10 protein-coding genes are annotated in these 11109 nt (G+C 71.9%); 5 read left to right on the top strand and 5 right to left on the bottom strand.

Annotated features, from left to right (window positions below):
- Nucleotides 1-79 precede the first annotated feature (79 nt).
- The 5 genes from AB0O01_RS02870 to AB0O01_RS02850 all read right to left on the bottom strand — a co-directional run bounded on the left by AB0O01_RS02870 (nucleotide 80) and on the right by AB0O01_RS02850 (nucleotide 4442).
- Nucleotides 80-1051 (bottom strand): cation diffusion facilitator family transporter, encoded by a 972-nt coding sequence (locus AB0O01_RS02870; RefSeq protein WP_365310315.1) that lies wholly within the window; start codon nucleotides 1049-1051, stop codon nucleotides 80-82.
- Nucleotides 1052-1347: 296 nt separating this feature from the next.
- On the bottom strand, nucleotides 1348-2274 hold the full coding sequence (locus tag AB0O01_RS02865; RefSeq protein WP_365310313.1) for an alpha/beta hydrolase: 927 nt from the start codon (nucleotides 2272-2274) through the stop codon (nucleotides 1348-1350).
- Between the two features lie 67 nt (nucleotides 2275-2341).
- Nucleotides 2342-2749, bottom strand: coding sequence for a RidA family protein (locus AB0O01_RS02860; protein ID WP_365310311.1), 408 nt, complete (start codon nucleotides 2747-2749; stop codon nucleotides 2342-2344).
- A gap of 91 nt (nucleotides 2750-2840) precedes the next feature.
- Nucleotides 2841-3650 carry a class II aldolase/adducin family protein gene (locus tag AB0O01_RS02855; RefSeq protein WP_365310309.1) on the bottom strand — a complete coding sequence of 270 codons (810 nt, stop codon included), beginning with the start codon at nucleotides 3648-3650 and terminating at the stop codon, nucleotides 2841-2843.
- Nucleotides 3651-3992: 342 nt separating this feature from the next.
- The gene (locus AB0O01_RS02850) at nucleotides 3993-4442 is read right to left on the bottom strand and encodes an Lrp/AsnC family transcriptional regulator (protein WP_365310307.1); all 450 of its coding nucleotides are present in this window, start codon (nucleotides 4440-4442) and stop codon (nucleotides 3993-3995) included.
- 206 nt (nucleotides 4443-4648) lie between these two features.
- On the opposite strand from AB0O01_RS02850, the gene AB0O01_RS02845 reads away from it, so the two are divergent.
- From AB0O01_RS02845 to AB0O01_RS02825, 5 genes are all read left to right on the top strand, one after another.
- Complete coding sequence (locus tag AB0O01_RS02845) at nucleotides 4649-5803, top strand: acyl-CoA dehydrogenase family protein (RefSeq protein WP_365310305.1); 1155 nt, start codon at nucleotides 4649-4651, stop codon at nucleotides 5801-5803.
- Between the two features lie 281 nt (nucleotides 5804-6084).
- A complete protein-coding gene (locus AB0O01_RS02840) occupies nucleotides 6085-7284 on the top strand; it encodes a thiamine pyrophosphate-dependent enzyme (protein WP_365310303.1) in 1200 nt (399 codons plus the stop codon).
- Nucleotides 7281-8249: an alpha-ketoacid dehydrogenase subunit beta gene (locus AB0O01_RS02835; RefSeq protein ID WP_365310301.1), complete on the top strand. Its 969-nt coding sequence runs from the start codon at nucleotides 7281-7283 to the stop codon at nucleotides 8247-8249. Before AB0O01_RS02840 ends, AB0O01_RS02835 begins: the two co-directional genes overlap by 4 nt.
- A 15-nt stretch (nucleotides 8250-8264) precedes the next feature.
- Entirely contained in the window at nucleotides 8265-9698 is a 1434-nt protein-coding gene (locus AB0O01_RS02830; protein ID WP_365310299.1) for a dihydrolipoamide acetyltransferase family protein, read from the top strand.
- Nucleotides 9699-9851: 153 nt separating this feature from the next.
- The gene (locus AB0O01_RS02825) at nucleotides 9852-11099 is read left to right on the top strand and encodes a glucuronyl hydrolase (RefSeq protein WP_365310297.1); all 1248 of its coding nucleotides are present in this window, start codon (nucleotides 9852-9854) and stop codon (nucleotides 11097-11099) included.
- The last annotated feature ends 10 nt before the right edge of the window (nucleotides 11100-11109 follow it).

Below are 11109 nucleotides of genomic sequence, written 5' to 3'. Positions count from 1 at the left end.
GGCTGAGGGTGAGGGTGTGTCGGGCACGGGAACTCCACCGGGGTGAATGAGTGGTGGTGAGGGGGCAGTGAGGTGGGGGTCAGGGGTGGGCGAGGTGTTCTCGGGCGCCGAAGCCCGCCGGTTCGAGCTGGAAGGTGACATGCTCCAGCCGGACCGGGAAGTGCTCGGCGACGCACTGGCGCAGCTCCTCCAGCAGGACGACCGCGTGCCCGTCCCGGAAGGAGGACTCCTCGACCTCGACATGGGCGGTCAGCACCGGCAGCCCGGTGCCCACCTCGGAGGCGTGCAGATCGTGGACCGCGACCACCCGGGGGTAGCCCAGCAGATGGGTGCGGACCTGGTCCAGGTCCAGGGACCGGGGGGTCGACTCCATGAGCACCCGCACCGAGCTGCGCAGAATGGTGATCGCGCGCGGCACGATGAGCGCGGCGATCAGCAGACCCACCAGGGTGTCGATGGTCGCCCAGCCGGTGGTGGCGATCACGATGGCGCTGATGATGACGGCGACCGAGCCCAGGGCGTCATTGATGACCTCCAGGAACGCGGCGCGCAGATTGAGGTTGGAGCTGCGGCTGCCGACCAGCACGACGATCGCCACCGCGTTGCCGACCAGGCCGATGATGCCGAAGATCAGCAGGCTGCCGGACGGCACTTCGGCCGGCTCCCACAGCCGTCCCACACCCTCCCACAGGGCGTAGGCACCCATGCCGAGCAGCAGCAGTGACTGCCCCAGCGCGGAGAGCACCTCGGCGCGGGCGAAGCCCCAGGTCCGCTTGGTGGTGGGCGGACGTGTCATCATCCGCGCGGCCAGCAGTGCCATACCGAGCCCGGCCGCGTCGGTGAGCATGTGGATCGCGTCCACCAGCAGTGCGAGGCTGCCGGTGATGACCGCGCCGACGAACTCGGCGACCAGGATCGTGGCGGTGATGCAGAACGCCACCAGAAGGCGCCGGGAGTTGCCGCCGGAGGCGCCGTCGGCGGCGGGGCCGTGGCTGTGGCCGTGCCCCTGTCCGTGACTGTGGCCATGGCTGTGCCCGTGTGAGTGTCCCATGGGGAAAGTACCTCGGTCTGTCGGAGGTTGCGGAAGCGCGGAAGCGCCCATGCGCGGAATGCGATGGAGCGACAGCGCGTGCGCCTCCGAGAGTACTTGGTCACTGACCAGGAAGTCCACTCTTGGCCGAACTTTTATTTGCTTGTGCGGGTGGCTTGTGATAACCGATTTCATGAGCCGTCGCCCGGCCGGGCACATGACGAGGCGGCCGTCGCGGAAACGCGCGACGGCCGCCTCGTGTCGGGGTGCGGGGTCAGTCGATGGGCCGGTGGGCTGGTGGGTCGGTGGGTCGGTGCTCAGGGCGAGGTGAGGACGAGCGTCCGCCAGTGCTCGGCCAGGGTGTGGACCGCCGCATCCCCCTCGGGGATCAGGTCGCCGAGGACCGGGAAGTCGTGGACCTGCCCCTCGATCCGCAGGACGGAGGCGTCCACCCCCGCCTCGCGCAGCGCCCGTCCGTACGCCTCCCCGGCGTCCCGGAGCGGGTCGTACTCGGCGGTGACGACCAGGGCAGGCGGGATGCCCGCCAACTCGGTGGCGGCACCCGGCGACAGCCGTGGGTCCGCCAGATCCCGGCCCGGCGCGTAGAGGCTGATCCAGTGCTCGAATTCGCTGATGCTAACGAAGTAGCCTTTGCTGAAATCCTGGTACGAACCCTCGCGGTGCGTCAGATTCACGGCGGCGCAGAGCAGTAGCTGGGCCCGCACGTCGAAGTCGGCCGTGGTGCGGGACTCCTGGGCGACGACCGCGGCGAGATTGCCGCCCGCGCTGTCCCCGACGACCAGGATGCCCGCCCCCTCGGGGTTGAGGGCGGGGTCGCCGTACAGCCAGGCCGCGGCGGCGAGGGCGTCCTCCACGGCGGCGGGGTGGGGGTGCTCGGGCGCGAGCCGGTAGTCGACGTTGACCACCACACCCCGGGCGCGGGCGGTGAGCTTGCGGCAGAAGGCGTCGCCGGTGCCGAGTCCGCCGACCGACCAGCCGCCGCCGTGGAAGTAGAGCGCGGGCGGCAGTTCCGGGGTCTCCCGGGGGTGGTAGACCCGGGCGCGGAGGCTGCCCGCCGGGGTCGGGATGTCCACCTCGGCGGTGGCGCCGACCGGATCACCCGGACCGAAGGCGGCCGACATGGCATCGAGCCGGGTACGGGCCACCTCGATCGGCACCTCCGCGAGCGAGGGACCGTCCGAGGCCATGTCGATGAGGCGTTGCACGCCGGGGAGGAGCGGCATCAGGGACCCCTTTGTCGAGGATGCGGGAGAGGGAGAGGTGGGCAGGGATGAGCGCGGGGGCTCGGGGTCAGTCCGGGACCACGGCGAAGCCGTCGACCTCGATCAGCCACTCCGGCATGCCGAGCGCCTCCACACCCACGAAGGTGCTGGCCGACGCCGGCCAGGCGCCGTCGAAGGCCCGCGCCCCCGCGGCGAAGACGGGGCCGATCAGCTCCGGCTTGTGGCCCACCACATGGATGGTGTTCTTGATCAGGTGGTCCGGCGTGGCGCCCGCCGCCTCCAGAGCGGCCCGGAAGTTGCGGAACACCTGCTCGGCCTGGGCCTCGTGGTCCCCGGGACCGACCAACCGCCCGTCCGCGTCGAGGGCGACCTGCCCGGCGATGGCGACGAACCGGCCCCGGCCGGTCGCCACATGGCTGTAGAGGCCCTGGATCGGGGGTGCGAGGGAGGCGGGGTTCAGGCGCTGGATGGACATGGCGGTCTCCGGCTGGGGTGAGGGTGAGTTCGGTGGCGAGGGTGCGGGGCGCGGGTGTGTCCGTCAGATGTTCAGGGCGCCGGTGGCGGTGTCACTTCAGGACGTCCGGCTCCTCGTCCACCACCAGTTCGGCGAGCAGATTGAAGTTGTGCCGGGCCATGTTGGCGTTGCTGAACTGGCGGTGGGCGAGCCGTACTTCCTCGTCGCTCATGATCCGGGGGGTGCCCGCCGCGTCGGCCAGCAACTGCATCTGGGCCGCCCGGTCCATGGTGATGAACCACCACGCGGCCTCCTCCACGGACCGGCCGACGGTCAGCAGCCCGTGGTGGCGCAGGATCGCGGCGCGGGCGTCCCCGAGCCGCTCGGCGATCCGCTCGCCCTCGGCCTTCTCCAGCACCAGGCCCTTGTACTCGTCGAACAGCACATGGTCGCCCGCGAAGGCGCAGGACTCCTGGACGATCGGGTCGAGCAGCTTGTTGAGTGAGGCGAAGGCCCGGCCGTGGATGGTGTGGGCGTGGCAGACGGCGGTCACATCGGGGCGGGCCCGGTGGATCGAGGAGTGGATCCAGAAGGCCGCCTTGTTGGTCCGCTTGCCGCCCTCGATGACCTGCCCCTCCTCGTCGATGAGCAGCAGATCGCTCACCTTGATCCGGGAGAAGTGGACGGCGTACGGGTTGACCCAGAAGCGGTCGGGGAACTCCGGGTCGCGGGCGGTGATGTGGCCGGCGATGCCCTCGTCGAAGCCGTAGCGGGCGAAGACGCGGAAGGCGATGGCGAGCTGTGCCTTGCGGTGCTGCCGCTCGGCCTCCACCGAGTCCTTCACGTCCGCCAACTGGGGTATGTCCAGCTCGCCGATGTCTTCCAGGTCCCCGGCGTCGGAGCTGTGCGTCGACACGGACATGCGCTCATGCCTCCCTGTCCTTGATGCGGGCTGATGTCCCGGTGGCGCGCGGCCCCCGACACGGGAGCGGCCCTGGGCCCCGGGAGCCCGGCGGCTCGGTGGCTCCACACGTGCGGAGCCTCCTCAGCGTGCGCCGAGCGGACGGGAGAAGTCAACCCGGGAGGCAATGGAATGTGCCTGATGGGCAAAATCGAGGGGTGCTGACGATCGCCTCCCCAGCCTCGCCCCGGGAGGGGGTGGCCGTCCCGGCGCCACGCCCCCATCGGCAGCCGTCCCCGCCAGGTCCCCGCGCCCTACCCCCGGGAGAGGCAGCCGCCCCCGAGCCCCACCCCCCGGAGGGGATCAGCCGTCCCGGCGCCACGCCCCCAGCACCATCAGGGTCTTCGTGCCGATCACCGGCCCCGAGCGGCGGAGCCGGTCGATGACATCGCGCAGATGCTGCACCCCCGACACCCGCACCCGCACCAGCGCGTCGGGGTCGCCCGCCACCGTGAACACCTCAAGGACCTCGGGGACGCTGGTCGCGGCCATGGTGATCAGCTCGACCTTGACGTCCCCCGCGAACCGCAGCTCCACGAACGCCTCGAAACCGGACCCCAGCTTGTTGTGGTCGAGGATCACCGTGTACCCGGCGATGACCCCGACCCGCTCCAGCCGGTCGATCCGCCGCTTCACCGCGGAGGGCGAGAGGCTGACCTGCTCGGCGATCTCGGTGACCGTCCGCCGGCCGTCCTGCACCAGCAGGTCGATGATCATGCTGTCGACGCCGTCGACATGCTCGGTGCTGGGCATGGGTCCACCTCGGGAGATCGCGGGGCGCCGGTTTTGTGCGCGCTTCCCGGACTGTACGTCGGATTCTTTGCGTGCGCGTCAATTTCCGTGCAGGTTAATTGCGGCCCCTCGGGGTGGGTACCGAACGTGGTCGTCCACAGGGACACCGGGGCGACCCGGACGAGTGCGCGGGTGGGACCGGCCGCGCGACAGGAGAGGGCCGCGCCGTGAGAGTGGAACGCGAACTGCCGTCCAGAGAGGCACACGACCTGCTGGAGCTGGTCGGCGATGTCGCCGACAAGGAACTCGCCCCGCGGGTGGGGGAGTTCGAGGAGAAGGGTGTCTTCCCGCGCGAGGTGTTCACCCTGCTCGGCGAGATCGGGCTGCTCACCCTGCCGTTCCCCGAGGAGACCGGCGGCGGGGGCCAGCCGTACACCGTGTACCTCCAGGTGCTGGAGGAGATCGCCGCGCGCTGGGCCGCGGTCGGCGTCGGGATGAGTGTGCACACCCTGTCCTGCCACCCCGTGACCGCCTACGGCTCCGACAGCCAGCGGGCCGCGCTGCTGCCGCACATGCTGAGCGGCCGGGCCCTGGGCGCCTACTCGCTCTCCGAGGCCCACGCCGGGTCCGACCCGGGCGCCCTGCGCGCCTCCGCCACCCAGGGACCGGACGGCTGGACCGCCCGTGGCACCAAAGCCTGGGTCACCCATGGCGGCGAGGCCGACTTCTACACCGTCTTCCTGCGCACCTCCCCGGACGCCCGCAACGGGATCTCCTGCTTCCATGTGGACGCGGGCACCGCCGGGCTGACCGCCTCGCCCCCGGAGCGCAAGATGGGGCTGCGCAGCTCCACCACCACCGAAGTGCGACTCGACGACGCCCTGATCCCCGCCGACCGGCTGGTGGGCGAGCCCGGTCAGGGCCTCGCCATCGCCCTGTCCGCGCTCGACTCCGGACGGCTCGGGATCGCCGCGGTCGCCGTCGGCATCGCACAGGCCGCGCTGAGCTACGCCGTCGCGTACGCCCGGGAGCGGCAGACCTTCGGGCGGGCCATCATCCACCACCAGGGCATCGGCTTCCTCCTCGCCGACATGGCCGCCCGGGTCGAGGCCGCACGCGCCACCTATCTGGTCGCCGCCCGCCGCAAGGACGCCGGCCTGCCCTTCACCCGGCAGGCCAGCATCGCCAAGCTCACCGCCACGGACGCGGCGATGGCCGTCACCACCGACGCGGTCCAGGTGCTCGGCGGCGCCGGTTATGTGCTGGACCACCCGGTCGAACGGCTGATGAGGGAGGCGAAGATCACCCAGATCTTCGAGGGCACGAATCAGATCCAGCGGCTGGTGATCAGCAGGCAGTTGGCCGCGTCCCCCGCCGGGTGACGCGCCCGCTGCATCACCGGGTGACTCGCGGCGTTGTCCGCCGGGTCCTCCGCCGGGTTGTCCGCCGGGTTGTCCGCCGGGTTGTCCGCCGGGTTGTCCGCCGGGTGGGGATACCGGCTCGGTTTCTCGCCTCTTCCCCGTCACCCCCCTGACCCGGCGCCGGTCGATCATCCCGGCCCTGTCCTGCCGGTGCCCGGTCGACCGGCGCCGACCCATTTCCCCCTCATGCCCCCACCCCCGTCACCCCCCGCCCCGACCCCGTATCCGAAACGAGAGCCGCGATGCCACGAAAGACAGCCAAGTCCGCCGCAGCCGTACGTCCGGCGGACGGACCGATTCAGTTTCTGTCGCCCGAGGGGGTGCTGGAGTCCGACGACCGGCTCACCGTGCCCGCCGGGGCCGATCTCCTCGCCCTCTACCGGGACATGGCACTGGCCCGCCGGCTGGACGCGGAGGCCATCGCGCTCCAGCGTCAGGGGGAGCTGGCCATGTGGCCGTCGCTGCGCGGTCAGGAGGCCGCCCAGATCGGGGCCGCGCACGCCTTCCGGGACCAGGACATGGTCTTCCCGACCTACCGGGAGCACGGGGTGGCCCGCTGCCGGGGACTGGACCCGGTCGCCCTGCTCGGCCTCTTCCGGGGCTCCACGCTCGGCGGCTGGAACCCCTTCGAGACCCGCTTCCACCTCTACACCCTGGTCATCGGCGCCCAGACCCTGCACGCCGTCGGCTATGCCATGGGCCTGGTGCGGGACGGGGCCGTCGGCACCGGTGACGACAGCCGGGACAGCGCCGTCCTGGTCTTCCTCGGGGACGGGGCGCTGAGCGAGGGCGAGACCAACGAGGCGTTCCTGTGGGCCGCCGCGCAGAACCTGCCGGTGGTGTTCTTCTGCCAGAACAACCAGTGGGCCATCTCCGCCCCCTTCCGCGTCCAGAGCCGGGTCCCGGTCGCCCAGCGCGCCGCCGGATTCGGTTTCCCCGGGGTCACGGTGGACGGCAACGACGTCCTGGCCACCCTCGCCGCGACCACCGACGCCCTCGACCGCGCCCGCTCCGGCGGCGGACCCACCCTCATCGAGGCGGTCACCTACCGGGTCAACGCCCACACCACCGCCGACGACGCCACCCGCTATCGGCCGTCCAGCGAGGACGAGGCGTGGGCCGCCAAGGACCCGCTGGACCGGCTGCGCCGGTATCTGACCGCGGGCGGGCTGGCCGACGAGGCGTTCTTCGCCGACATCGAGCACCAGGAGGAGGCGATGGCCGCCCATATGCGCGCCGGCTGCCGTGAGCTGCCCAGCCCCGACCCGTCCTCGCCCTTCACCCACACCCACACCACCCCGACCGACGAACTCGGCCGCCAGCTCGCCGAGCACCTCGACTTCGTCGCGTCGGGCCAGGAGAACGCGGGCCAGGAGAGCGCGGGTCAGGAGAGCGCGGGCCGTGAGAACGCGGGTCGCGAGAACGGAGTCACCACGTCATGAAGATCTCCATGGTCAAGGCCCTCAACAACGGGCTGCGCAGCGCGCTGGAGAGCGACCCCAAGGTGCTGCTGATCGGTGAGGACATCGGCCGTCTCGGCGGGGTGTTCCGGGTGACCGACGGTCTCCAGAAGGACTTCGGGGAGGAGCGGGTCGTCGACTCCCCGCTCGGTGAGGCGGGCATCGTCGGCACCGCGATCGGGCTCGCGATGCGCGGCTACCGCCCGGTGTGCGAGATCCAGTTCGACGGGTTCGTCTTCCCGGCGGTCAACCAGATCGTGACCCAGCTCGCCAAGCTCCGGCACCGCTCCGGCGGCACGATCACCCTGCCGGTGACCATCCGCATCCCCTACGGCGGCGGCATCGGCTCCATCGAGCACCACTCCGAGTCCCCCGAGACCTACTTCGCGCACACGCCGGGCCTGAAGGTCGTCACCTGTTCCACCCCGCAGAACGCCTACGACCTGATCCGGCAGTCCATCGCCGCCGACGACCCGGTCGTCTTCCTCGAACCCAAACGCCACTACTGGCACAAGGGCGAGGTCACCGACGCCGTCCCGCCGCCCTTCGAGCGCGCGCAGATCGTCCGCCCCGGCACCGACGCCACCCTCATCGCCTACGGCCCGACGGTCGCCCTCGCCCTGGAGGCCGCCGACGCCGCCGCCGAGGAGGGCCGCAGCCTGGAGGTCGTCGACCTGCGCAGTCTGTCCCCGCTGGACATCACCACCGTACGGGAGTCGGTGCACCGCACCGGGCGGGCGCTGATCACCCATGAGGCGTCCCTCTCCCACGGGTTCGGCGCCGAACTGGCCGCCCGGATCCAGCAGGAGGAGTTCCACTATCTGGAGGCGCCGGTCCTGCGGATCACCGGATACGACACCCCGTACCCGCCCAGCCGGCTGGAGTCCGACTGGCTGCCGGGGGTCGACCGGATCCTCGACGCCCTCGACCACAGCCTGAGCTACTAGAGAGGAGCGGTCACCATGTCCGAACACGTCTTCCTGCTCCCCGATGTCGGTGAGGGACTCACCGAGGCCGACATCCTCCAGTGGTCCGTGAAGGTGGGTGACACCGTCGAGGTCAATCAGACCCTCGTCGAGGTCGAGACCGCCAAGGCGGCGGTGGAACTGCCGTCCCCCTACGCGGGAGTGGTCGCCGTCCTGCACGCCGCCGAGGGCGAGACCCTGCCGGTCGGCCGGCCGCTGATCACCATCGCCACCGACTCCCCGTCCGCCGCCCCGCCCTCCGGCGGCGGCAGCGGTGGCGGTGGCGGTGGCGGTGCGGACAGTGATGGGGAGCCCATGCTGGTGGGTTACGGTCCGCGGGAGGGGGGTGGTGGCGGCCGACGCCGCCGACGCGGTACGACGCCCTCGGCCTCCGCCGCTCCGGCTGCGGCGCCCCTGGCCCCCGCCGTCCCTGCCCCGGCGCCCGCCCCGGCCCCGGTGCCGGTGGCCCCGGCACCTGCCACGGCATCCGCCGCAGCCCCCGCAGCCCCGGCAGTCCCCGCAGCCCCGGCGGCAGCCGTGCCCACCGAGCGCACCGCCGCCAAACCCCCGGTCCGCAAGCTCGCCAAGGACCTGGGCGTGGACATCACCACCGTCACCCCGACCGGGCCCGGCGCCACCGTCACCCGTGACGACGTCCGCCGCGCGGCGGAAGCGGGGTCCCCGGCGGCGCCCGCGCCCCGGCCGGTGAGTGCCGCCCCCGGCACCGAGACCCGAATCCCCATCCGGGGGGTGCGCAAGCACACCGCCGCCGCGATGGTCGCCTCGGCGTTCACCGCGCCGCATGTCACCGAGTTCATGACCGTGGACGTGACGGCGACCATGCGGCTGCGGGAGACGGTCGCTGCCCGGCGTGAGTTCCGGGAGCTGAGAGTCACCCCGCTGCTGTTCGTGGCACGGGCCCTGCTGCTGGCGCTGCGCACCACACCGGACGCCAACGCGAGCTGGGACGAGGCTGCGCAGGAGATCGTCCTCAAGCACTATGTGAACCTGGGGATCGCGGCGGCCACGGACCGCGGACTGATCGTGCCCAACATCAAGGGGGCCGATCAGCTCTCCCTGCGCCAACTGGCCGAGGGGCTGGCCGAGTTGACGGGCATGGCCAGGTCGGGCCGGGCCACTCCGCAGTCGATGACGGACGGGACGATCACCATCACCAACGTGGGGGTGTTCGGGGTCGACACCGGGACCCCGATCATCAACCCGGGGGAGGCGGCCATCCTCGCCATGGGCGCCATCCGCCGGACCCCGTGGGTGGTGACCGACGCGTCCGGCGCGGAGCGCATCGAACCGCGCTGGGTGACCCAGCTCGCGCTCTCCTTCGACCACCGGCTGATCGACGGACAGCAGGGCTCCCAACTCCTCGCCGACATCGGCGCGGTGCTGCACGACCCGGGGTTGGCGATGCTCTGAGCCCCTGAGCGAGACGCGTCCCGATGTTCACCGATGTTCACATGTCTGAACATCGCGCACATGGGTGTACTCCACGGTGAGGGCCATGCCAAAATCGCCCGACCCGACGGCTCCGGCTCCGTCTCCGTGGTACCGCCCTGTGGGAGGACACCCATGAGCATCCCCCGACGCACGGTTCTCTCGGTCACGGCCGCCGCCACGGCGGCCACCGCCCTACCGGCCCCCGCCGTCGCCGCGGGGGCCGGTGACCAGGTCCCGGCCCCGCAGGGGGGCGGGACCGAGCGGAACGCGGTCCTGCGCTCCGCCGCCGACTACGCGGTGGAGAAACTGCGGGCCGTCGCGCCGGGGGTGAGCGGCTTCCCGGTCGGGACGAGGTTCGAGAAGTGGACGTACTCCCGGAACGGCGACTGGGTGGGCGGCTTCTGGCCCGGCACCCTCTGGATGGCGTACCTCCACAGCGACGACGACTCCTTCCGGACCCTCGCCCTCGACGCGGCGCGCGGGCTCGCCCCCCGCCAGCACGACACCACCACCCACGACCTGGGCTTCCTCTTCTCCCCCTCCTGGGTCACCGCCTGGCGGCTCACCGGCGACGACACCTGGCGCACCGGCGCCCTGCGCGCCGCCGACACCCTCATCCGGCGCTACAACCCGCGCGGCCGGTTCCTGCGTGCCTGGGGCGGCCTCGACGACCCGAACAACGCGGGCCGGGTGATCATCGACACGATGATGAACCTCGACCTGCTCGCCTTCGCCACCGAACAGACCGGCGACCGCGCCTACCTCGACATCGCGGTCGCGCACGCGCGCACGACCCAGCGGTACTTCCTGCGCGCCGACGGCTCCACCCCGCACGTCCACGACTTCGACCCGGACACCGGCGCCCCCATCGGCCCGGACACCGTCCAGGGCTACAGCCCGACCTCCTGCTGGTCACGCGGCCAGGCATGGGGCCTGTACGGCTTCACCACCACCTACCGCCGCACCGGCGACCCGCAGTTCCTTACCACCGCCCGCCGTCTCGCCGACTACGCGATCGGCGCGCTGACCGCCGACCACGTCCCGGTGTGGGACTACCGCTCGCCGCAGCAGCCGTACGACATCAAGGACGCCTCCGCCGGGGCCGTCATGGCGTGCGGGCTGCTCGACCTGGCCGCCGCGACCGGCAGGGACTCCTACCGGCAGACCGCGATCCGGATCCTCACCGCGCTGTCCCTGACCTGTCTGACCCGCGGGTCGGCCCGCGCGGACGCGGTGGTCGCCCGCTGCACCCGCAACCGCCGCGCCGAGGACGGCATCGAGATCTCCCTGCCCTACGCCGACTACTACCTGCTGGAGGGCATCCTCCGGGTGCTCCGCCCGGCCGCGGTCGACCGGGCGATCGATCTGTCCCTGCCGTAGCGGATGACCT

It is taken from the genome of Streptomyces sp. NPDC093252 (assembly GCF_040683675.1).
GTDB lineage: Bacteria > Actinomycetota > Actinomycetes > Streptomycetales > Streptomycetaceae > Streptomyces.
Note: the sequence above shows the minus strand (reverse complement) of the source record. Positions and strands in the feature narration are given on the sequence as shown.